General features: G+C 43.3%; 21 protein-coding genes, 1 tRNA gene and 1 other annotated feature. Of the genes, 15 read left to right on the forward strand and 7 right to left on the reverse strand.

The genetic code is table 11. The annotated features are described in order from the left end of the window. Positions 1–85: 85 nt before the first annotated feature. Positions 86–1606, reverse strand: a complete 1521-nt coding sequence (locus AC0L13_RS06690; RefSeq protein ID WP_473645222.1) for a polysaccharide deacetylase family protein — start codon at positions 1604–1606, stop codon at positions 86–88. A 374-nt stretch (positions 1607–1980) separates the two neighbouring features. Here AC0L13_RS06690 and trhO point away from each other — a divergent pair, with 374 nt between their 5' ends. Beyond that, positions 1981–2958, forward strand: coding sequence for an oxygen-dependent tRNA uridine(34) hydroxylase TrhO (gene trhO / locus AC0L13_RS06695; protein ID WP_473645224.1), 978 nt, complete (start codon positions 1981–1983; stop codon positions 2956–2958). Between the two features lie 173 nt (positions 2959–3131). Further along, on the forward strand, positions 3132–3950 hold the full coding sequence (locus AC0L13_RS06700; protein ID WP_473645227.1) for a DUF368 domain-containing protein: 819 nt from the start codon (positions 3132–3134) through the stop codon (positions 3948–3950). Here the strand turns inward: AC0L13_RS06700 and AC0L13_RS06705 are convergent. The 3 genes from AC0L13_RS06705 to AC0L13_RS06715 form a co-directional block, all read right to left on the reverse strand. Continuing rightward, a complete protein-coding gene (locus tag AC0L13_RS06705) occupies positions 3943–4281 on the reverse strand; it encodes a DUF5658 family protein (RefSeq protein WP_473645229.1) in 339 nt (112 codons plus the stop codon). The genes AC0L13_RS06700 and AC0L13_RS06705 overlap by 8 nt on opposite strands. Positions 4282–4455: 174 nt before the next feature. Next, positions 4456–5952: a catalase gene (locus AC0L13_RS06710; protein ID WP_473645231.1), complete on the reverse strand. Its 1497-nt coding sequence runs from the start codon at positions 5950–5952 to the stop codon at positions 4456–4458. Positions 5953–6134: 182 nt separating this feature from the next. After that, positions 6135–6920 (reverse strand): phosphatidylserine decarboxylase, encoded by a 786-nt coding sequence (locus tag AC0L13_RS06715; RefSeq protein WP_473645233.1) that lies wholly within the window; start codon positions 6918–6920, stop codon positions 6135–6137. Positions 6921–6983: 63 nt separating this feature from the next. On the opposite strand from AC0L13_RS06715, the gene pssA reads away from it, so the two are divergent. From pssA to recQ, 4 genes are all read left to right on the forward strand, one after another. After that, positions 6984–7517, forward strand: a complete 534-nt coding sequence (pssA, locus tag AC0L13_RS06720) for a CDP-diacylglycerol--serine O-phosphatidyltransferase (RefSeq protein ID WP_473645235.1) — start codon at positions 6984–6986, stop codon at positions 7515–7517. A gap of 62 nt (positions 7518–7579) precedes the next feature. Further along, positions 7580–7667, forward strand: a tRNA-Ser gene (locus tag AC0L13_RS06725). Positions 7668–7796: 129 nt separating this feature from the next. Beyond that, positions 7797–8210, forward strand: coding sequence for a hemerythrin domain-containing protein (locus AC0L13_RS06730; RefSeq protein ID WP_473645237.1), 414 nt, complete (start codon positions 7797–7799; stop codon positions 8208–8210). A gap of 57 nt (positions 8211–8267) precedes the next feature. Continuing rightward, positions 8268–10046, forward strand: coding sequence for a DNA helicase RecQ (recQ, locus tag AC0L13_RS06735; RefSeq protein WP_473645239.1), 1779 nt, complete (start codon positions 8268–8270; stop codon positions 10044–10046). A 78-nt stretch (positions 10047–10124) separates the two neighbouring features. Here the strand turns inward: recQ and AC0L13_RS06740 are convergent, their stop codons facing one another. After that, positions 10125–11276, reverse strand: a complete 1152-nt coding sequence (locus tag AC0L13_RS06740) for an MFS transporter (protein ID WP_473645242.1) — start codon at positions 11274–11276, stop codon at positions 10125–10127. Between the two features lie 155 nt (positions 11277–11431). Here AC0L13_RS06740 and AC0L13_RS06745 point away from each other — a divergent pair, with 155 nt between their 5' ends. From AC0L13_RS06745 to argF, 3 genes are all read left to right on the forward strand, one after another. Continuing rightward, positions 11432–12415, forward strand: coding sequence for a diaminopimelate dehydrogenase (locus AC0L13_RS06745; RefSeq protein ID WP_473645244.1), 984 nt, complete (start codon positions 11432–11434; stop codon positions 12413–12415). A 191-nt stretch (positions 12416–12606) separates the two neighbouring features. After that, entirely contained in the window at positions 12607–13695 is a 1089-nt protein-coding gene (locus AC0L13_RS06750; protein ID WP_473645246.1) for a M42 family metallopeptidase, read from the forward strand. 233 nt (positions 13696–13928) lie between these two features. Beyond that, on the forward strand, positions 13929–14894 hold the full coding sequence (gene argF, locus AC0L13_RS06755) for an ornithine carbamoyltransferase (protein WP_473646881.1): 966 nt from the start codon (positions 13929–13931) through the stop codon (positions 14892–14894). A 48-nt stretch (positions 14895–14942) separates the two neighbouring features. On the opposite strand, the gene sspI is transcribed toward argF, so the two are convergent. Then, positions 14943–15155 (reverse strand): small acid-soluble spore protein SspI, encoded by a 213-nt coding sequence (gene sspI / locus AC0L13_RS06760; RefSeq protein ID WP_473645248.1) that lies wholly within the window; start codon positions 15153–15155, stop codon positions 14943–14945. Positions 15156–15246: 91 nt separating this feature from the next. Here sspI and AC0L13_RS06765 point away from each other — a divergent pair, with 91 nt between their 5' ends. From AC0L13_RS06765 to pheT, 3 genes are all read left to right on the forward strand, one after another. Further along, a complete protein-coding gene (locus tag AC0L13_RS06765) occupies positions 15247–16011 on the forward strand; it encodes a TrmH family RNA methyltransferase (protein ID WP_473645250.1) in 765 nt (254 codons plus the stop codon). A 55-nt stretch (positions 16012–16066) separates the two neighbouring features. After that, positions 16067–16301 (forward strand) — a binding site (T-box leader). Between the two features lie 362 nt (positions 16302–16663). Beyond that, the gene (gene pheS, locus AC0L13_RS06770; protein WP_473645252.1) at positions 16664–17701 is read left to right on the forward strand and encodes a phenylalanine--tRNA ligase subunit alpha; all 1038 of its coding nucleotides are present in this window, start codon (positions 16664–16666) and stop codon (positions 17699–17701) included. Positions 17702–17713: 12 nt separating this feature from the next. Beyond that, positions 17714–20125 (forward strand): phenylalanine--tRNA ligase subunit beta, encoded by a 2412-nt coding sequence (gene pheT, locus AC0L13_RS06775; RefSeq protein ID WP_473645254.1) that lies wholly within the window; start codon positions 17714–17716, stop codon positions 20123–20125. Between the two features lie 71 nt (positions 20126–20196). Here pheT and rnhC read toward each other — a convergent pair whose 3' ends face one another. Then, positions 20197–21138: a ribonuclease HIII gene (gene rnhC, locus AC0L13_RS06780; protein WP_473645256.1), complete on the reverse strand. Its 942-nt coding sequence runs from the start codon at positions 21136–21138 to the stop codon at positions 20197–20199. A gap of 323 nt (positions 21139–21461) precedes the next feature. Here rnhC and zapA point away from each other — a divergent pair, with 323 nt between their 5' ends. From zapA to polX, 3 genes are all read left to right on the forward strand, one after another. Then, the gene (zapA, locus tag AC0L13_RS06785) at positions 21462–21722 is read left to right on the forward strand and encodes a cell division protein ZapA (RefSeq protein WP_440501288.1); all 261 of its coding nucleotides are present in this window, start codon (positions 21462–21464) and stop codon (positions 21720–21722) included. A gap of 9 nt (positions 21723–21731) precedes the next feature. After that, a complete protein-coding gene (locus tag AC0L13_RS06790) occupies positions 21732–22271 on the forward strand; it encodes a CvpA family protein (protein ID WP_473645259.1) in 540 nt (179 codons plus the stop codon). A 122-nt stretch (positions 22272–22393) separates the two neighbouring features. Then, a complete protein-coding gene (gene polX / locus AC0L13_RS06795; protein ID WP_473645261.1) occupies positions 22394–24100 on the forward strand; it encodes a DNA polymerase/3'-5' exonuclease PolX in 1707 nt (568 codons plus the stop codon). Positions 24101–24110 lie beyond the last annotated feature (10 nt).

Below are 24110 nucleotides of genomic sequence, written 5' to 3' on the forward strand. Positions count from 1 at the left end.
TCCCTCCATTCTGTTCTAATATCATTATAACAGAAGTTGCGCTTAAAATATACCTTGAAAAGGAAAAACCCCCTGAACAAATAGTTCAGGAGGAAGTTTCCTCTAACTCTTTAACGGTAACAAAATCATAGCCCTCATTACTTAAATATGTCAGAACTGCATCTAGACCATCAGCAGTCGATTGATGAATATCATGCATTAAAATGATGCTTCCATCTTTCACATTCTCTTTTACTACTTGAAGAATCCTTGCGGAGTCACGATACTTCCAATCGAGTGTATCGACATCCCATAAAATGATCGGCAATCCCGTCATATTATGGACGGCATCATTGACAGCTCCATAGGGAGGTCTGAAAGCTTCAACTTTTTGTCCGGTCACTTCTTCTATAATCGCGGAAGTCTTTTCGATTTCTTTAGCGATGCGGTCAGGACCTAGTTTTGTCAAGTCGGCATGAGTCCAAGTATGGTTGCCTAATTCATGACCAGCTTCCATCATTTCATTGACGATATCAGGATAATATTCGACACGGCTTCCGAGCATGAAGAAGGTTGCCTTTGCATCATGCTTTTGCAACGTATTCAAAATTTGTCTCGTCACTTTTGGATCAGGACCGTCGTCAAATGTCAACGCGACTTTTTTTTGGACAGTTGTCTCAGGCTGTGAAGTTTCGGATTCATCCTTTTCTGTAGATGCGTCCGTTTCGGAAGATGAATCTTTTGAGTTTTCTTCAATGTTTTCTTCTGTATCGACTTCTTCCTTATCTTTATCAACGATATCGACTGCCTCTTCTTTATCTTCGGGCTTAAACGTTGAGGCTAACAGTTCTTTAATTGCATCAATAGAAACAGCAATGATAGGAGGTCCAACAATGCTATTAGCAATTGTGTTTTCGTCAAAGTAGAAGATAATTGCATCGTCCGTAATGGAAAAGTTCCTATAATTCATCCATCGCGGCTCAGTAAATCTTTCTAGATCTTTTTGGATAAGATATCCCTTTAACGATTCATCCTTTAAAATCTCACCCCGGACTAACGAAGAAAGGCTTTGTAAACGATCGGAGTCGCCTTCGAACAGATCCCTAATTGTAAAGCTTTCGCCCGTTTCCGGATTTAAATGGAATGAGCGGATTTCGGTCTTTCCAGTGTCAGCATCACTATATCTACTGCTTGTAACAAGGACAAAGGAATAGTTCCCAGAAGCATGTGGCAGCGTTTCATAAGAGATGTTCAATTCTCCTGTCGTTTTATTATCCTGTTGTTTTTTCTCGGTCAGCGTTTCCAAATAACTAACTTGAACTTCGTCAATATAGTTTTTGACTTCCGAATTGAAATTGTTATGTATACTTTGCGGATATTGAATAGCAAAAGGAGCATTTTTATCATTTGATGTTTTTGTTACGATTTTGATACCAGGATAATTTGAATCTATTTGTTCTGTTTCGAGTGGGGAGGAGGACTTTGCTTCCTTCTCGGACTGTGAGGCGGTATGGCCATTTTCTGTCATGAAAACAAGAAAAATGGCACTTAGTGTCAATAGGACAATGGCTACGGAAAAAGTGATGTCAATCCATACCGAACGTGCTTTATGACGCTTTCTTTTCATGTTGCGCGGCTCCCTTGCTATTTTAGTGATTCAGAAATCTAGCAAACTTCCTGCTCGATCTACCTGTAAAGTTAGACGGGGCGACTCTTTAAATAGTTTCGGAAAATCAGGAAAAATGTCGATTCTTTTATACTATTAGTATACAACACTTTTGCCTAGGTTTGGGATGGGTAAAAAAGGACGAATGAAATAACAACTGAATAAAAAGAATGAATTCATACCACTTTTTCAAAACATGAATTTATGGTATACTGTCAAGTGGTCCGGATCTTGCAAATACGGGCGAGCAGTTGAGTGTTTACAATCGAATATTGTTAAACCGATCAAGCTGTTATTTCTACTGCAAAGAAAACAAACAGAAGGTGGTCGAAGAAATGGAAACAGGAGCATATCGGGTATTGTTGTACTATAAATACGTACACATTGAAGACCCAGAAACATTTGCTGCCGAACATTTGGCTTTTTGTAAGGAACTTGGATTGAAAGGCCGTATTCTAATCGGTGAGGAAGGCATCAACGGTACTTGTTCTGGAACTGTAGAACAGACGGATGCTTATATGGAGAAGATGCATAGCGATGAGCGTTTCAAAGATCTTTGGTTCAAGATCGATGAAGTAGATGGACACGCGTTTAAGAAAATGCACGTTCGCCATCGTAAAGAAATTGTCAACCTTAGCCTTGAGGATGACATCAATCCATTGGAATTGACAGGCCAGTATTTGAAGCCTGAAGAATTCTTAAAAGCGATGCAAGATGAAAACACTGTAGTGTTTGATACAAGAAATGATTATGAATATGACCTTGGACATTTCAGAGGGGCGATTCGTCCGGATATTGAGAATTTCCGTGATCTTCCTGAATGGGTCCGTGAAAATAAAGAACTATTTGAAGGTAAAAAAGTTCTTGCGTATTGCACTGGCGGAATTAGATGTGAGAAGTTCACAGGCTGGATGAAGCGTGAAGGTTTTGAAGACGTTGCACACTTGGAAGGTGGAATCGTAACGTATGGAAAAGACCCGGTAGCGAAAGGCCAACTATGGGACGGTCAATGTTATGTATTCGATGAAAGGATTGCTGTTCCTGTGAATCAGGTGGAGCATGTTATCGTCGGTCGTGATCATTTTGACGGGACGCCATGTGAACGTTACGTAAACTGTGCAAACCCTGAATGCAATAAAAAAATTCTATGCTCTGAAGAAAACGAGCATTTCTATATGCGTAGCTGTTCGGATGAATGTCGGACACATCCGCGCAACCGTTATTTTGTAGAACAAAACTTGACAGTTGAGGAATTCAACAAACGGATTGAAGCCATTGAGAATAAGCGTAGCGAAGCAACTGCTGCAATGTAAGAAATCAATTCACGCTCGGGTGGTAATACAACACCCGAGCGTGTTTTATATTTGAAATTTATATGAGGTAGTTTTCGGAGAATAAAAAACCATTGGAATGGACTTAATTTGGCTCATGGCAAAAGGTAAATGGTATACTACTATCATTGAAAAGATATTGGAGGAACTGCAGTATGGAATGGAAGAACATTTATCGTGGATTCCTTATGGGAATCAGCGACTTGATTCCGGGAGTGAGTGGGGGAACGATTGCGTTCATTCTTGGCATATATGATCGATTATTAGTAGCAATTAGCGGCTTTTTCAGCCGTGATTGGAAAAAGCATATCGGCTTTTTATTGCCGTTAGGTTTAGGAATTGGACTGACGTTATTGCTATTCAGCCGAGTCATTGACTTCCTATTGAAAGACTACCCACAGCCGACCCAATTTTTCTTTTTAGGATTGATTATCGGCGTTATCCCTTTTATTTCAAAACAGGCGAATGTAAGAAAGAATTTTAAGGTTGGTCATTTTCTCTTATTGCTTGTAGTCGGCGCAGCGTTAGCTTCAACTGCTTTCATTAAACCGGCGGATGCGAGCGTAATTACATCATTAACAATGCAAAATACAATCGGTTTATTTTTGGCTGGTTGGGCAGGCAGTATGGCGATGCTCTTGCCGGGTGTAAGCGGATCGTTTGTTTTACTTTTATTAGGCGTATACGCGACAGCCATCAATGCGCTGTCAACGTTGAACATTCCGATTATTATCGTCATCGGTGCTGGGGTCATCGTCGGTTTTATCGTAAGCAGCAGGGCTATTCATTTCTTATTGGAGAGATTCACCCATGCCATGTTCGCTATTATAATTGGCTTGATCATCGGTTCTGTTTTCGTTATTTACCCGGGAATACCGGAGAGTGGGACGCCATTTGTTATGAGCGTCATTGCTCTCATTACCGGGTTGATTGTCGCAAACATGTTCAACACAGCCAGCCCATCTACTAAATGAATGCAAGGACGATGATAATCCAAGAAATATGGATGAGAATGACGAGTGTATAGATGATAAGTGCGATGATGAGTAAATTTCTAACAAAAGCTGATGGTTTTGTATATTGCATAAGAATGAATAGCAGTATTGGAAGACTCGCCTTCATCAAATAGAATGCAATGATGTTCATGTCATAAATAGAACGAACGAAAGGGTTAGCTTCTTGAATATGTCCGTATCGGATTCCAAAATCAGTAAATATCGCATCAATCATGCATAAGCAAAATAGAAGAAAACATGTATTCAATAACCGGTTTTTCGAAGCCGGAAGCGCCTTAGCCGTCTCCATTTGTATCACTCCTGACATAATTGGCATTTAGAATGTATCAGTTAGGATATGGAGAGGATGCGAGATTTATTCAAAAGGGCAATAGAAAGATTTTCCGATCATCTATAAATATCGATTTACGACAATAAAAATGCCAACGAAAGAGAAATTTCTTTCGTTGGCATTTTTTATTTATTATTTACTAGTAACTTCCTCTTTCACTAAAACGTCATCCATCGAGAAGCCTAGTGCAGCGGCTACGCCTTCGCCATAAGCAGGGTCTGCTTGGTAGCAGTGGCGGACGTGGCGGTATTTAATTTCATTTGGAGCGTCTCCAAGATTGCGGGCAGTATTGCCGAATAGCAATTCTTTTTGTTCGTCACTCATCAGATTAAATAATTTGCCTGGTTGTGTGAAATAATCGTCATCGTCTTCACGGAAATCCCAGTGCGCTGCATCGCCATAGATTTTGAGCGGCGGCTCCATGAAATTAGGCTGTTGCTTCCATTCGCCGAAGCTGTTCGGTTCATATGAAGTTCTGCTTCCGTGGTTGCCATCCACGCGCATTGCGCCATCTCGGTGGAAGCTATGGACCGGACATTTTGGTGCATTGACCGGAATTTGATGGTGGTTGACACCAAGGCGGTAGCGTTGAGCATCGCCGTAAGAGAACAATCTCGCTTGCAACATTTTATCAGGCGAGAAGCCGATTCCTGGAACGATTGCTGCCGGAGTGAAAGCCGCTTGCTCAACTTCCGCGAAATAGTTTTCCGGATTACGGTTCAATTCGAATTCTCCAACTTCGATAAGAGGGAAGTCGCCTTTATACCATACTTTTGTCAAATCAAATGGATTGTAAGGCATATTCAACGCTTGTTCCTCTGTCATGACTTGGATATACATCTTCCATTTTGGGAAGTTGCCATTGTCGATGTTATCCAACAGGTCGCGTTGGTGTGATTCACGGTCTGTACCGATCAATTCAGTAGCTTGCTCGTCCGTCAAGTTCTCAATCCCTTGCTGGGAACGGAAATGGAACTTAACCCAAACGCGTTCATTATCTGCATTGATCATGCTGTACGTATGGCTTCCAAAGCCGTGCATATGACGATAAGACTTCGGAATTCCTCGATCACTCATAACGATTGTAATTTGGTGCAACGCTTCAGGAAGGGAAGTCCAAAAATCCCAGTTGTTCGTTGCGCTTCTCATGTTCGTGCGTGGATCCCTCTTAACTGCATGGTTCAAGTCAGGGAATTGAAGCGGATCCCTGAAGAAGAAGACTGGAGTATTATTACCAACTAAATCCCAGTTACCTTCTTCTGTGTAAAATTTAAGGGCAAAACCGCGAATATCGCGTTCAGCATCAGCTGCACCACGTTCTCCGGCAACTGTTGAAAAACGGGCAAACATGTCTGTCTTTTTGCCAACTTCAGAGAAGATTTTAGCTCTTGTATATTGTGTAATATCATTTGTCACTGTGAAAGTTCCATAAGCGGCAGATCCTTTCGCGTGCATACGGCGTTCAGGAATAACTTCACGATCGAAATGTGCTAGTTTTTCAATTAGCCATACATCTTGTAAGAGGACTGGTCCTCTAGGGCCTGCTGTCATCGAATTTTGGTTGTCCACTACCGGAGCACCAGCAGCAGTTGTAAGATTCTTTTGAGAATGATTATCATTGATTGTCATTGATAATGCCTCCTTGGATTCATAGTCTACTAACTTCCTCTTTAATATAACACACGTGTTCTGGGAAATCTACAGTTAATTATAATGATTATCGATAAATAATTGATATCGTATAAATACCATTATACTTAACCGAAAAAATGGAAGGGTCTGAAATTTCCAAGAAGGATATTTATACAGGTTTAGGAGGGGAGTGTCCAACATCCAACCGATTGCCCCATTTCCACTTCGGCGTTTTTAGTAACTGTAGGGTTGAAGGAACCGTTATTCTCTATTAATAAAATGACAGTAGATCCAAATGAGAAATAGCCAAATTCCTCGCCTTTTTTACAATCAGTTGAGGAGTCTAATATATGAATACTATTGACATTCAAAGCTCCGACTTTAATTAGTGCCATTCTGCCATTTGCTGTCGAAAGTTCGGAAATGATACGGTAGTTCGTCGCAAACGGCTGATTGCCAAGGCGCAAGCCGAGATCGTTCACTGGAAAAGAGGTTGTCCCTAGTGCATACCGGGATAGCAACTGCCCGTCAAATGGGTAGTGAAAATGGTGATAATGGCTTGGTGATAGATAAAAAACGAAAAAGAATCCACCTTTATATGGAATTGCTCTCTTTTCATCACCTAAAATCTGTTTTATACTATAGAGATGGTTCTTGATCGTAAACGTCTGATCCATATCGATTGTCCCCATTTCTGTGACGATGCCGTCAACCGGAGAAATCAAAGTTTGGGTGCGCGTATCAATCGGCCGTGAACCCTTTTTCAACTTACGCGTAAAATAAGCTTGAAGGCTTTCATAATGATCGATTGGAAATTCGGCTTCTTCCTCGTTAATACGATATGTTCTTGCAAATGGTTTGATAAGCTTTCGGCTTATAGGCGATCTTGCAATCGTTTTTAATAGGGTTGCAGACACGGGGTGTCCGCTCAGTTCGACAAATCGGTTAAAAATCATTTTTTTCATTACGTCCGTCTCCAATGTCTTAAAATTATTTGTTAGAAAGATAATTAAACTGGAGGTATTATTATGTTTTCATCCAGATACTTAGATTATACGAAAATAAAGGGCCAATTGGCGAATGCTATAACAATTACAAATTTAAGTTTCGGAATTATAGCAATTATTCTAGTTGCTAGGGACCTTGCTCATATGAGTCTTGTTTTCATTTTCCTAGCTGCACTTTTTGATCGGTTCGATGGTATGGTCGCACGGCACTTTCAATCCGAGTCTTTATTTGGCAAGGAACTGGATTCGTTAAGCGATATTGTTTCTTTTGGAGTCGCTCCTGCGCTTCTTATCTATATGACTAGTTTGTCCTCTATGCTGTGGGTTGGCATTGCTGCAACGGTTTTTTACATCGCTGCTGGGGCAATACGACTTGCGCGATACAACGTCAAGGAGTTTGACGGAGCATTTTACGGTGTGCCAATTACAGCAGCGGGCGTCTTGCTGACGTTGTCTTACTTCCTGAGCCCTTATATAGGTCCTCCGTTTTTCGTTATTCTAATGGTCATTCTCGGCTTGGCTATGATAAGCAATATCCGTATCGCGAAGGTGTAAACAGTCAAATTAGGAACTTTACATCTCCGTTTTTCAGGCGTATAATTTAATTTGTCCTAATTGGAGACGTACCCAAGAGGCTGAAGGGGGCTGACTCGAAATCAGCTAGGGCGTTCACGCGTCGCGGGGGTTCAAATCCTCTCGTCTCCGTTTTAATTGTAATGAAGCTCTCGTATACGGTTTTTCCGTATTGAGGGCTTTTTTACATACTTTCAATTGGTGACTTGTCCAAATGTCTGTTATTCTATAAGAAAGCATTTTATTGAAAGGATGAGTCATATGTCAGGTCCTGCACTGAAACAACTACAAGCTCACCGCGCTATCCATGAAGGCGGACTATCAGGAGCTGTAAGTAAGACAGAATTGCTCATTGATTTTCTTCAAAAAGGCGATATGGATTTAGCAGATCGTGCGGCCGATGAATTGATCGATTATTGGAAATCAAGAGTGATCAGCCATGCCGATGCAGAAGAGGATGGGCTATACCGAGAAATTAAAAATGAAAATCCGGAATTGGAAGAAGCAATTATCCAGTTGACGAGAGACCATGATCTCCTTAGGATCATCGTAGAAGACATTGAAACGCTACGCAAAACAGAAAAGCTCAGTCCGACCGTTTTACAAAAGTTTTATGCTCTTTTGGTTGTCAATGAAATACATAGCCGAGACGAGGAACGGATGCTGCTGGAGTAAAGGATATGGAAAAAGCGCCGGAGGATGGGTGCTTTTTTCTTTGATTTTCTATAAGAGGTGATACTAATCGAACAAATAACTTCCGTCTTATCTTCCTACTTTGGCTTTTCTTCCTTCCGTACAGGCCAAGAAAAAGCCATTCGAAATGTATTAAACGGACAAGATACACTTTGTGTCATGCCGACCGGCGGAGGAAAATCCATCTGCTACCAAGTTCCAGCATTGGTCATGGAAGGCACTGTCCTCGTTGTATCTCCGTTGATTTCATTGATGAAAGATCAAGTGGATGCCCTTCATCAAATCGGTATTCCCGCGGCATACATCAATAGTACTTTGTCGACAGAGGAATATTTCGGGACAGTTGAAAATGCAGTAGAGGGAATGTATCGTCTACTTTACGTTGCTCCGGAACGTTTTGAATCTCCGTCTTTCATTCAGCAAATTAACAAAATGGAAATCCCCATGATTGCGATTGACGAGGCGCACTGTATTTCGCAATGGGGGCATGATTTCAGGCCGAGTTACCGGATGATGAGTAAAGTCATATCCTCATTCGATCAAAAGCCGGTCGTTTTGGCATTGACGGCAACCGCGACACCAGCTGTACGCGATGATATTTGCGACCAATTGCAAATCGAACATGAAAATACAGTTATGACAGGCTTTGAAAGAAGCAATCTAACTTTTTCTGTTATTAAAGGACAGGATCGGGACAAGTTCGTCAAAGACTATATTAAAAAGAATGATGGGGAAGCGGGCATCATTTATGCCGCCACCCGTAAAGCGGTAGACCAGATCCATGCAACGCTCGTGAGGAGCGGAGTCGCTGTTGCAAAATACCATGCAGGATTATCTGATGTCGTCAGGCAATCTGAGCAGGAAAGATTCCTCATGGATGAGGCAACTGTTATGGTAGCGACGAATGCATTCGGTATGGGCATCGATAAAAGTAATATAAGATACGTCATCCATTATCAAATGCCGAAAAACATGGAAAGCTATTATCAAGAAGCAGGCCGTGCTGGCAGGGATGGACTTGACAGTGATTGCACTCTTTTATTTTCCTCGCAAGACGTAATTACGCAGCGGTTCCTTATTGACCAATCGCAAGATCAAAATCGAATTCCAGCCGAACTTGAAAAGCTGCAATCGATGATTGACTACTGCCATACGGAATCCTGTCTTCAAAAGTTTATCATTTCGTATTTCGGAGAGACGGACGTGCAGGATTGTGGACGTTGCGCAAACTGTACTGATACCCGGGAAAGTTTTGAAGTAACGGTTGATGTGCAGAAAGTGTTGTCATGCGTTATACGGATGGGCCAACGTTTTGGCAAAACGATGATTGCACAAGTGCTCACTGGCTCGCGAAATAAAAAAGTGCTTGAGTTCGGCTTCAATAAATTGACTACGTATGGACTCATGAAAGAACGGAATGCGAAAGATGTTTCGGACTTCATCGAATTTATTATATCTGAAAACTATCTAGGCGTAGAAAATGGACAATTCCCGATCATTTACGTTACCGAACAAGGCAAAGATGTCTTAACGGGAAAAGTGAAAGTGTATCGAAAAGGGACTGTCGAAACGAAACAGATTGCAAAAGACGATCCATTATTCAATCAACTGCGTGCTCTTCGTATGGAACTTGCTCAAGAAGCGGGCGTGCCGCCATTCGTTGTCTTTTCAGATAAGACGTTGCGGGACATGGCGACGAAAATGCCGATCACAGAAGAGGCGTTTTTGGAAGTGAATGGAGTCGGTGCGGCGAAGTTGGAGCGGTACGGTGAAGCATTCATAGAGGAAATTAAATCGTTTTCTGTTCAAAATAGCTGAGCTTAATATGAAAAGCCGGTTCAATGATCGTTATAATCATGAACCGGCTTTTTTGGCAATAACTTTAAACTGTCATAGTCATTCTGTTAAGGCTAAACTCTTTTTCATACCTAAAACCGTATAGATAGCTACGATTAATAAGATGATGCCTGTAAGCATGAAACCGCCTTTGAAAGTCAGATCCAAATAGCCGATAAGACTGGAGCCGGCTACAACTCCAATCGAAAAGAATGCATAAAAATATCCATAAGCCTTTCCGCGGAATTCCGGGGATGAAGAATCGATGAGCAAGGAATTGATGGAAGGGAATAAAAATGCAAAACCTATGCCATACAATGCCATTGCCACGTAAAGGAACTGCAACTCAGTAACTTGACTGAGAAATAACATACTTAATCCCATCATCGAAATACCGAACGCCAACGTTATCATCGGCCGTACTTTGTCGAAAATGCGGTTAATTGGTAGTAGGAAAATCAGGATGGCTACGATGCCAAATGTGCTGAGCAGCATACCTGTTGATTTTGTATCAAATCCTAGCGCTTCAACCTTTAAAGGTAAAACTAAAGCTAATACACCTTGTGAAAACATAAGGAAAAACGCGCCTGCAAATGCGCGCACCATGCCGGGATGCTTGAACAAATAGCGCACCCTGAAATGTTTCGCATCCTTCGTTCTCTGCTTCTTACTAAATGAAACAGAACGCAGCAGGAAAAATGCAGCAATTGCAAGAATGAACATAATGACACCATTCACTGTCATGATGAAAGGAGTACCTGTTTTTGAAGCGACGATCCCGCTATAAGCAGGCCCGATAATTGCTGCCATCCCAACAAATGCACCTGAAATTGCTACGCTACGACCTCTTTTAGACTCTTCGGCACGATTTGCAAGAAATGTAAAAGCAGCAGGGACTATCAGACCTTCCATGAAACCATGGACGAACCGGATTCCTAGCAAGGAAACAGGTCCCGTTGCGAAAGAATAGAAGAGTAGGGAGATGCCTGAAGCAAATAGGCCGATTAGCAAGATGATAAATGGTCCTTTACGGTCTGTCATGAAACCCGAAATGACATTTCCGATTGTATTGGAAAATGAATACATCCCGACAGCCAAGCCTGTCATAAAGGAAGATGCACCTAACGACAGGGCAAAAGGACTCATAATAGGCAGTTGCGAAAATAAATCAAAAAAGGAAAAAAAGACAATGATATAAACAAAAGCGCGCATGTGGTATCCTCATTTCAATTAAGTTGAATCATATTCTACTTTACCATGTATGACGAAATAGGCAAAAGGACAGCTTGTGAACAAAAGAATCATTAGCAAAATGAACGACGAAACGATAAAATGAGAGAATACTTTTAGAGAGAGGGCTGGACATTATGGATAATAAAATCAGAATTGGAATCGTTGGATACGGCAACTTAGGTAGAGGAGTCGAGTCGGCAATCGCTCAAAACGATGATCTTGAGCTTACCGGAGTATTCACCCGGAGAGAGCCAGAAGATTTGAAAGTGAATAGTGATGCGCCTGTTTTACGGCTGAATGAAATTGAAAAATATGTGGATGATATCGACGTAATGATTTTATGCGGTGGCTCGAAAGACGATCTTCCTGAGCAAGGACCTATGCTTTCGAAGCTATTCAATACTGTCGACAGCTTCGATACACATGCGAAAATTCCTGAATACTTTGAAGCGGTTGACGAATCGGCGAAGCCGAATGGCAGAACGGCAATCATTTCCGTCGGATGGGACCCAGGCTTATTTTCCATCAATCGTCTATACGGAGAATCGATTCTTCCGGAAGGTGCAACGTATACATTTTGGGGGAAAGGGTTGAGCCAAGGGCATTCTGATGCTGTCAGAAGAATTGACGGAGTGAAAGGAGCCGTTCAATATACGATCCCTGTTGAGTCAGCGGTCGAAAAAGTACGCAACGGATCACAACCTGAACTAACAACACGTGAAAAGCATACGCGTGAATGCTTTGTCGTGTTGGAGGAAGGCGCTGACGCAGCGGAAGTTGAGCGTGCCATCGTAACGATGCCTAATTACTTCTCAGATTATGATACGACAGTCAACTTCATAACTGAACAGCAATTAAAAGAGGAGCACAGCGCAATGCCTCATGGAGGTTTTGTCATCCGTAGCGGAAAAACCGGAGAAGCAAACAATCAAGTCATCGAATTCTCATTGAAATTGGACAGTAATCCGGAATTCACATCGAGCGTCCTCGTCGCTTATGCGCGCGCTGCTTACAGACTAAATAAAAATGGAGAGACTGGTGCGAAAACCGTATTCGACGTCGCTCCAGGATTGCTTTCTCCGAAAACTGCAGCGCAGCTTCGAAAAGAAATGCTATAAGTGTGAAAGCACTTCCATTGTTACCATTTTTCATCTATACTGAATTTGTAATTTTACCCCGCATTAACTGACTGTAGGATTCCCAACAAGTTGGGAACCAACAGTCAGTAAATGCCCGATTGGTTCAACTAACAATCAGTGGAAAAAACACCACTGATTGAAGTTTCACTTTACTTAGGAGGGCGAAATAAATGTCGAAAATGGATGACACATTAGTCATGTTAAAAGATTTGACGGACGCGAAAGGGATACCCGGCAATGAGCGTGAACCGCGTGAAGTCATGAAGAAATATATCGAGCCATTTGCTGATGAAATCGAATATGACGGACTTGGCTCATTAATTGCTAAAAAAAGCGGTGATGCTAATGGACCGAAAGTGATGGTAACGGGTCATTTGGATGAAGTCGGCTTCATGGTAACGAAAATTGATGATAAAGGATTCATTTCTTTCCAACCGGTTGGCGGATGGTGGTCTCAAGTCATGCTTGCCCAACGTGTAACAATCGTTACGCGCAAAGGGGATACAGTGACGGGCATCATCGGTTCAAAGCCACCGCACATCCTTTCTCCTGAAGCACGTAAAAAACCGGTTGATATTAAAGACATGTTCGTTGATATCGGTGCAACTTCGAAGGAGGAAGCGATGGAGTGGGGAGTTCTTCCTGGCGATATGATCGTTCCTCATTTCGAATTCACTGTCATGAACAATGACAAATACTTGCTTGCGAAAGCATGGGATAACCGTATCGGATGTGCGATCGCAATTGACGTCATGAAAGCACTGAAGAACGAAAACCATCCGAACATCGTATTCAGTGTCGGTGCCGTACAAGAGGAAATCGGGTTGCGCGGTGCAAAAACGGCTGCTGCAAAAGTGAAGCCTGATATCGGCTTTGCTGTTGACGTAGGTGTTGCTGGTGATACGCCTGGCGTAACTTCAAAGGAATCGACAAGCAAAATGGGCGATGGGCCACAAATCTTGCTATATGACGCATCCATGGTCTCTCACAAAGGATTGCGTGACCTTGTCGTCGATACAGCAGAAGAACACGGCATTCCTTACCAGTTCGAAGCGATTCCTGGCGGAGGAACAGATGCGGGGTCAATTCATGTTAGCGGGAACGGTGTACCGTCTTTAGCGATTTGTATTGCAACGCGCTATATCCATTCACATGCTGCGATGCTACACCGTGATGATTACGAAAATGCAGTGAAATTGATTGTCGAAGTGATCAAGAAATTGGATCGCGAAACAGTTGATAAAATCATTTTTGAATAATGAAGGGAAAGACCGTGCCTATAATAGGCGCGGTCTTTTTTATACATTATTTGTTGTATAAATGTATATTGGTGAATACTGCAATAGTGAATAAAAAACCTTATATTAAGCATACTCCTGACTAACTAAGTATTTTTAATGTACTCATAATAATTCATTTGACTTTATAAATATGCGTACATATAATAAAGCTAACAACCATATTTAGGATGGAGATGATCAATTTGGTCAAAATGCATATATCCACATTGAAAACGGCGAAAAAAATTGAAAGTCAACTTAAAGGCCGTGATCTTTTAACGCTGCTAGATTATTCGAGTGAGGAAATCGATTATTTATTGCAAAAAGCTTTAGTGATGAAGAAAGATACAATCGTTGGAAAATGTCCCCCCATACTGCAAGGGAAGACACTTGGCATGATTTTTGAAAAGCATTCCACGCGTACAAGAATTTCCTTCGAAGTCGGAATGGTCCAGCTTGGTGGCCATGCGATGTACATGAACGCTAATGATTTGCAAATTGGGCGCGGGGAATCCGTATATGATACCGGGAATGTATTGTCTGGTTACTTGGATGCAGTCATGATTCGTGCAAATTCACATGAAATGGTGGAAGAGCTTGCAAAGCATTCATCCATCCCGATCATTAATGGACTGACGGATATGTACCATCCATGCCAGGCGCTTGCAGATTTACTGACGATCACTGAAGTGAAAGGGTCTATTGCAGGCAAAAGACTTGCATATGTCGGTGACGGGAATAATGTTGCCCATTCATTAGTCATTGGGGCAGTTCGTATGGGAATGCATATCGCTGTTGCGACTCCAAGAGGGTTCGAGTTTAACGAAGACCTGTATGTCAAAGTACAAAAAATTGCTGAAGAAACAGGCGGTTCTATCATGCAGACGTATGATCCAGTTGAGGCGGTAAAAGGTGCGGATGTCGTCTATACGGACGTATGGGCAAGTATGGGGCAGGAGGAAGAGGCCGCTGCGCGACTTGAAGCGTTCAAAGGGTTCCAAATAAACGATACCCTTGTCGCCAATGCGAAGAAAGATTATATGTTCCTACATTGCTTGCCGGCTCATCGCGAAGAAGAGGTTGCCACTTCCGTCATTGACGGACCGAATTCGTACGTATTCCAGCAGGCGGAAAATCGTCTGCATGCGCAGAAAGCTGTATTGGCATCGTTGCTGTAAGTAAATGTTAAAAGCCACTCCAAATGGGTGGCTTTTAACGTTTCATTATTAACCTGCAGAGAAAGCCTGCGCGAGTTCGCCGCTGATTTTCGTCTTTTCCTGTTCATCGGCATTAACCCATAGCTTTTCAAAAAATACACCTAGACCTGGCAATAAATGTTCTTCGCCTCGCTGTAATGCATCTTCCACGACGCTCCGAATATCGGTCGCGGAGTTATTCGTCATATTAGCGGTGATGGCGTCACGAATTTGGAAATTCATCATATCATCCTCCTGATATCATTTTGTACACAATGATCGCCAACTATACGGACATTTGTTACACTAGAAGAAAAAGGATGTAGCTCAATACATGAAAAGAATCGAATCGACACAAAATGCACTCGTGAAACATTGGAAAAAGCTTGTAACCTCAAAGAAAGACCGCGATAAATCGGAAGAATTCATCGTGGAAGGATTCCATCTTGTGGAAGAGGCGCTTAACACAGATGGAACAATCCTTCATTTGATTGTCAGGGAAGACTTGGAGCTGCCCGTAGAATGGAAAACCGATCATCTCCAGCTGATCCAAGTGACAAAGGCTGTCGCTAAGGAGCTGGTTGAAACGGAGCAGTCCCAAGGGATATTTGCACATTGCCGTCAGCCGGAATATACAGATGACGAGGCTGCCGGCTGGAAAAAGCTTTTATTTATCGATGCCGTACAAGATCCAGGAAATATCGGTACGATGATTCGGACAGCGGATGCTGCTGGTATGGACGCCGTTATTCTCGGAAAAGGGTCAGCGGATCCATTTAATCCTAAAACGGTCCGATCGGCTCAAGGTTCTCATTTCCATATTCCTGTAGTGAAAGGGGAACTTGGGGATTGGATCGACAGAATGAAGGCGGATAGAATTAAAGTCATCGGTACTGGATTGCAAAATGCAGTCGATCATTACAATGTAGGTCCATTGAAGGAATTTGCACTTATCGTCGGCAATGAAGGAAGCGGAGTCGCTGCTGAATACTTATCAAAAGCCGACGATATTGTGAAAATTCCTTTGTATGGCAAAGCTGAATCTTTGAATGTCGCTATTGCTGCCGGGATCTTGCTATACACTTACGGGAAACAATGATATCGATGTTGATGTCCTAAACGAAATCGGGTATAGTAAAGTTGTATATAACTTTCGAAAAGCTATGACCGGGAAAAGTAAACAGATTGCAACCGACAGGAAATCGGCGCCTTGACTGAGAGCGCGGATGGGAGAATACTGTTGAAGTTCACCCCGTGAGCTGCCGCTTGGACCAGTGCAAACTGTAAAGGCGTGCCGGTAGAGGGCCGTTATTCCAAATGAAGTGATTATGCATTTTGTATTTTGCATAATAATCAGGGTGGTACCGCGAACTCGTCCTCGTCCCTTTTTAGGGGCGGGGTTTTTTTATTTTGGCTCTGGTTATTCGACATTGTTGATTTCAGGTGGTTGTTGATTGAAGCGAAAGGCGGCGACTCCTGCGAAAGCCGTCACGGAGAACGGCTTTTGCGACCAAAAGTGTAGCGTTGGGAGCAGGATGCCTTAATTTCTGCAAAGTGCGCAGAAATACGGCAAATCGAACCCTTCGCTGTTCGATTGGCTCACGGACCGCCCGCGGAAAACGTCCGCCTGTAGCGAAAGCCGTAAAGTAGAACGACTTTTGCGACCAAAAGCGATAGCGTTGGGAGCACCGGCCCTGCCGGAAATCGACAGTGTTAATTAACTAAGCCGTAATTTTGAAAGGAGAATGACAATGGAACAGCAATTGCAACAATTGAAAGAAGAAGCATTGACGAAAATCCAGGAAGCGACGAGCGTCAAAGAATTAAACGACGTCCGTGTCGCTTACCTTGGCAAGAAAGGACCTATTACCGATCTATTGAAAGGAATGGGAAAACTTCCTGCTGAAGAACGTCCTAAAATGGGAGCTCTCGTCAATGTCATCCGTGAAGCGGTAACAGAATCACTGGAAGCGAAAATGACAAAGCTTGAAGAAGAAGCGATCAATGCGCAACTGGAAAAAGAGGCGATCGACGTCACATTACCTGGCCGTCCCGTTCCAACAGGTAACCATCATCCATTGACTCGTGTTGTTGAAGAAATCGAAGACTTTTTCATCAGCATGGGCTATGGAATCGCCGAAGGCCCAGAAGTAGAAAAAGATTATTATAACTTTGAAGCGCTTAATTTGCCGAAAGGGCATCCGGCGCGTGATATGCAGGATTCATTTTATATTTCCGAAGAGGTTCTTCTTCGTACTCATACATCTCCGGTTCAAGCGAGAACGATGGAGGCGAAAGGCGGAACTGCTATCAAAATCATCTGCCCAGGCAAAGTATATCGCCGGGATAATGACGATGCGACGCATTCCCACCAATTCACGCAAATCGAAGGACTCGTTGTCGGCGAGGATATTCGCATGAGTGACTTGAAAGGGACACTCGACCTGTTTGCGAAAAAAATGTTCGGCGCTGACCGTGAAATTCGTTTGCGCCCTAGTTTCTTCCCGTTCACTGAACCGTCAGTAGAGATGGATATCTCTTGCTTCAAATGTGGCGGCAACGGCTGTAATGTTTGTAAAAAGACAGGGTGGATCGAAATCTTAGGCGCAGGTATGGTGCATCCGAACGTATTGAAGATGGCGGGCTATGATCCATCCGTCGTTACAGGTTTCGCATTCGGCATGGGACCTGAGCGGATTGCAATGTTGAAATATGGTGTGGAAGACATCCGTCATTTCTATACGAATGATGTGCGATTCATATCACAATTTCATCGGACGGAAGCTTAAGGAGGAGAAGACATGTTAGTATCTACAAAATGGTTGAATGAATATGTAAATATTAATGGAATTGATCCTGCAGATCTTGCAGAAAAAATAACTCGTTCAGGAATAGAAGTTGATTCAATCATCGATCGCGGTCAAGGAATGACATATGTTGTTGTTGGCCTCGTAAAAGAATGCGTGAAGCACCCAGAAGCGGATAAATTGAACATATGCCAAGTGGATGTCGGAGAAGAGACGACGCAAATCATCTGTGGAGCACCGAATGTCGCTGAAGGCCAAAAAGTTATCGTTGCACGACCTGGAGCTGTTCTTCCTGGCGGCATGAAAATTAAAAAGGCGAAGCTGCGTGGTGAAGAATCGAACGGGATGATTTGTTCCTTGCAAGAGCTAGGGATTGAAGGGAAACTCGTTCCGAAAGCATATGCGGAAGGTATTTACGTATTGCCAGAAGGCGCAGTGCCTGGGGAAAATGCACTTTCATTACTTGGGTTGGACGATACGGTGCTTGAATTCGATTTGACGCCGAACCGCTCGGATGCGCTAAGCATGTTAGGAGTCGCATATGAAGTCGGTGCGATTTTATCCCAAGGGATTGCACTGCCGAAAATTGACTATCCTATAGCGGCGGAAAAGGCGGAAGACAAGCTGAAGCTGCGAGTAGAGGCTGCTGAAGATAACCCGATGTATGTCGCAAAAGTCGTAAAAAATATTAAAGTGGCCGAATCGCCATTATGGCTCCAAAATGCTTTGATGGCAGCAGGCGTACGCCCCCATAATAATGTTGTAGACATTACAAACTATGTTCTTATGGAGTACGGCCAACCGTTGCATGCATTCGACTACGACAGACTTGAGACAGGAGAAATTGTCGTTCGTCATGCCAAAGAGGGTGAAATAATAACGACATTGGATGATGCTGAACGGAAATTACAAGGACATAACCTTGTCATTACGAACGGTGTAGAGCCTGTAGCACTTGCTGGTGTCATGGGTGGAGCAAATTCTGAAGTCCATGATGGGACGACTACTGTTGTTATTGAATCTGCTTATTTCGCACCTTCGTCAGTTCGCCGCACTTCCAAGGAAGTTGGTCTACGAAGCGATGCAAGTACCCGTTTCGAAAAAGGTGTCGATCCGAACCGTGTACAAGAGGCTGCTGAACGCGCAGCTCAGCTGATGGCTGAACTTGCTGGCGGGGAAGTCCTTGCTGGGTCTGTCATCTTTGATGAACTTGATAAAACAGCTGAGCGCATTACTGTTTCACCGGATTATATCAACAGCCGCCTTGGCATGAAAATTTCGATGGAAGAAATGCTCAATATTTTGGACCGCCTTCGAATTCCAACAGAAGCAATCAATGGACAGCTTGTCATCGATGCTCCGACACGTAGGCAAGATTTGAAAATTAGGGAAGATATCATCGAAGAAATTGCACGTATGTATGGATACGATGAAATTCCTAAAACACTTCCTATATCAGAGTCAACGCCGGGAGGATTGACGCCATACCAGGCGAAACGTCGTATCGTTCGTCAGTTCCTTGAAGGGGCTGGGCTGTATCAGGCAATCACTTATTCATTGACATCGAAAGCACATGCGCAATCGTTTGCTTTGGAAACGGCTCCGGTAACGGAATTGCTCATGCCGATGAGTGAGGATCGCAGCGTACTACGTCAAAGTCTAATTCCTCATCTATTAGAAGCGGCTACGTATAACGTCGCGCGCCGTATCGACTCAGTCTCTCTATATGAAACAGGCTCAGTATTCCTTGGCGAAGAAGAGGATGGCCTTCCACGTGAAGTGGAGCATTTGGCGGCAGTCTTGACAGGCAAATGGGTCGACCATGCTTGGCAAGCTGAAACGAAAAAAGTTGATTTCTATGTTGTCAAAGGCATCGTCGAAGGGTTGATGGACCGCTTAGGACTTCTTCATGACTTGTCATTTGAAAAAGCTGTAATCGATGGCATGCATCCGGGTCGGACTGCAAATGTTCTATTACGAGGCGAGCGAATCGGCTTGATCGGCCAAATCCATCCGACGGAACAAAAGAAACGTGACTTGAAGGAAACGTATGTAATGGAATTGAATCTGAAAACTGTTCTCTCTGTAAATACGGATGAACTTCTATACGTTCCTGTTCCACGCTTCCCATCCATTTCACGGGATATTGCACTCGTTGTTGCAAGAGAAACTTCCGCAGGCATGCTGGAAGCAACTATAAGACAGGCGGGCGGCAAACTTCTGAAAAATGTGAAGCTATTCGATCTATACGAAGGGGACAATGTAGAAGAAGGCAAGAAATCACTTGCGTTCTCATTGACTTATTTCGACCCTGAGCGTACTTTGACAGACGAGGAAGTCGTCAAAGCGCATGAAAAGGTATTGAGTGCTTTAACTGTAGAGGCAGACGCACAGCTTCGCGGATAAAACGAAAGACCGCTTATGGAGTACATTTCTCCATAAGCGGTCTTTTTTATTTCCGTGTCCAAAGCGGCCTGTCAGCGTTTCTTCGCTGCGATTTTTTTCGCCTTCTCGGCATTGGCAAAATGCCATTTCGTCATTGATTTTAATGTGGCTTCTCCATTTTTTAATAAAATTTTCGCTGCTGCTTCATCCACGATTTTTCCTGCACCTTTAGGAAGTGTGACACCTGCAATCCCGCTCAACCGGTCCATCTCCTCCAAAAATGCAACTCTTGCAATAATGGAAGCCGCAGCAACTGCTACGTGCAGCCCCTCAGCTTTCGTAGAAAACAATACGTTTTCACGAACGATTTCCGGCTCGTTTTTAATATGGTTATAGTAAATTCCACGTTCTGCAAACTGGTCGATCAAAATATAATCGGGCTTGTTGTCATTCATTTTCCGAAGAACGTGTTTTAAAGCCTGATTATGGAGCAATGCTTTAATCTTGCCTTGCGACCACCCTTTTGCTTGGACCTCGTTATATTTCTCGTTTGTCAACGTGAGGACGCTATGAATAAGAGTTGCTTGCAGATCAGGGGCGATTTTCTGCATCAAATCATCATTCAATTGCTTGGAATCCTTGACGCCCAGTTCGCGAACGAGTTCGATTTGATCCGAGCTGACGAAACTGGCGGCAACCGTGACAGGGCCGAAAAAGTCACCAGTCCCCGTTTCATCAGAGCCGAGGACCGAAAGCTCCGAGAATCGCTCAGGCAATGTTTCGCCTTTCACTTTCGGCGCACTTGTTTTCATAGGTGATGACTGTCCGCCAGAACCTCCCCAAAGGGCAGTTTCCCGTAGTGCCCCTCCGCCTTGAAACAGCACTTTTCCCGATTTATAAACAGTAACAGCCACATCCGGCAGTTTAGCCGCAAAGACGACGCCTGGCGCATTTCGTATAACTTTAAAGGGTGTATAATGCGACATTAATTTTTCCAACTTTGCTTTATCCAATTGAAGAACACTTTGGCTCATATATTTCGTCCTTTCCCTTACTCTCTTTCCATATTGTACAATAATTCGGAGTGTCTGTAAGCGAATCCATCGCCTTCTCTTTTCATCTAAAACGATTTCGTGGTATGATGAAAGCAAGGTTTCAACTTGCTTCTGCATCTAGCTGAAGCAAGTTGAAGCCTCCGGCGGATGTCACAGATTTTGAAGGGAGTTATGGGTGGCAGTCTAAGTTCGCGACGTCCTGTCGCAACGACTGCATGACCGACATCTTGTCGGCCTCAAGAGCAATTCAAAATCTGGACTCAATTACGCCGAGGCGTAATTGATTTAGGGAGGTTTCATCATTGGCAGACGAGCAGAAGACGCGCGTAGCGGTTGACATATATGGACAGACATATACGATTGTCGGCAGTGAAACGAGCAATCACGTCCGGCTCGTCGCTTCGATGGTCGATGAGAGGATGAAGGAGATCAGTTCTCGTAATCCTTACTTGGACAGTTCCAAAATTGCTGTCCTAACCGCTGTAAATAGTGTACATGACTATTTGAAATTAAAAGAACGCATTGAGCTTTTGGAAGAAGAATTGAATAAGTTGAAGGGTTGACGGTCGTATATGCTTGATTTAATCATATTATTCCTCTTTTTAGGGGGATTGATCACGGGATTTAGACGGGGGCTTATTGTACAGCTTATACATATGACAGGCTTCATCATTGCTCTTATCGTCGCTTACATATATTACAAACCATTGTCTGAGAAGTTCGTTCTATGGATTCCGTACCCGGGGGTAACCGCAGGATCCAAATTGAGTTGGACAGTCGAACAACTTGACTTGGATCAGACGTTTTACAGGATGCTGGCATTTGTTCTCATCTTTATCGTTGTCAAATTCGCATTGCAGTTGATTGCGTCCATGTTCGATTTCCTAAAGTTCCTTCCAGTATTAGGATTTTTATCTCGTTTCGGTGGAGCGATTTTAGGATTTATAGAGTTTTATATTCTTATATTTCTACTACTCTATCTATTGGCAATGCTGCCGCTTGATTTCATCCAAGAAATGATTGGCAGATCGCTTTTAGCTGATGCGATATTCGAACATACTCCGATCATCTCAGAAACGGTAAAAAAATGGTGGTATATTTATACGAAGTGACGTATCACAGCTTGTACAAAAACGCAGGCTGTTCTATATGAACGATCTGTTCGGCTTCCCCCCTGGTTGGAGGGAAGCCTTTTTTCAAGAAGGATTTGGAAAAAATGAAGGGGTGGTTACTGATGAACAAGAAAACAATCATTCGCACATTTGAAAAAATCGCGTTATATATGGAATTGTTAGGGGAAAATCCATTTAAAGTGGGAGCTTTTCGAAAAGCCGCGAACGTGCTTGAGCTTGACCCGCGGAGCCTCTCTGAGATGGATGATATTTTGAAATTGAAGGGAATCGGAAAAGGGACAGGCGCAGTCATTATCGACTTGATGGAAAAAGGCGAGTCCGATTTATTGAAGGAGCTTGAAGAGGAGGTCCCTAAAGGGCTTATTCCCTTATTGAAAGTTCCGGGGCTTGGTGGCAAAAGGATTGCGAAACTGCGGGAAGCGATCGGCATCGATTCGATTGAATCTTTGCGACATGCGTGCGAAGCAAACAAAGTGAGCGTGCTTCCGGGATTTGGGAAAAAGACTGAGGAAAAGATATTGCATGAACTTCAACAGCTCGGGACCCGAAAAGGGAAACTACCCGTTTGGCAAGTGGAGTCAATTGTGAAAGCGATCGAAGAGGAATTGCGAGGGGTTGAGGAAATTACCCGTTTTTCCGTAGCCGGAAGTTTCCGTCGAGCAGAGGAAGAAAGCAGCGACGTCGACTTCATAATTGTTACGGATGAACCCGCGGCAGTTAGGGAAAAGCTGATGGAAGTGCTGCCGATTGAAGAAACCGTAGCGGCTGGAGATTCCAAGTTATCCGTCGTTCTTGACATGGCTGATTTGGTCGACGCGGATTTCCGCTTCGTGTCCGAAGAGCAATTTGCGACAGCGGTTCACCATTTCACAGGCTCGAAAGACCATAATGTAAAAATGCGTCAACTGGCTAAATCAAAAGGGATGAAAATTAGTGAATACGGTGTAGAAATGGAAGATGGAACCGTAAAAACGTTTGAATCGGAAGCCGATTTTTTCGCCTTTTTCGATCTGCCATTCATCCCGCCTTCCATGCGCAAAGATGGAACGGAAATCGACCGAGCGCATGAAATTGCAGATGTCGTTACATTCGAGGATATCCGAGGCGATTTCCATATGCATACGACTTGGTCGGATGGAGGCTATTCCATACGGGAAATGGTTGAAGCGTGCAGAGCACGGGGCTACTCGCATATGGTCATTACAGATCATACCCAATACTTGAAAGTAGCGAATGGATTGACGCCTGAACGAGTGCGAAACCAAATTGAGGAAATTCGGAAGTTGAATGCGGAATATGATGATATCGAGATTTTCTGTGGGACAGAAATGGATATCCTTCCGGATGGGTCTCTTGATTTTGAAGATGATCTTTTACGTGAGTTGGACTTTGTCATCGCTTCGATCCATTCGAATTTCAATCAGTCGCAAGAGCAGATTATGAATCGACTACATGTGGCGATGAAAAATCCGTATGTTTCCATGATCGCTCATCCGACTGGCAGGATAATCGGACAGAGGGACGGTTATAATCCTGACGTGCCCCAGTTGATTGAATGGGCAAAGAAATATAATAAAATACTTGAATTGAATGGCAATCCGCACCGTTTTGACTTAGCCGTCGACTATTTGGAAATGGCTCAGGAAGCGGGCGTTAAAATTGCTGTAAATACAGACGCGCATGCGATCGATCAATTGGAACATATGGAAATTGGAGTGAAGTATGCGCAAAAGGCATGGCTGAAAAAAGAGACGGTGGTCAATACGTGGCCGCTTGAACAATTCATCCGGGAGATCATCCGGAAATGAAAGGAAGTGT

The sequence above is a fragment of the Sporosarcina sp. QA0331 genome, assembly GCF_055808055.1.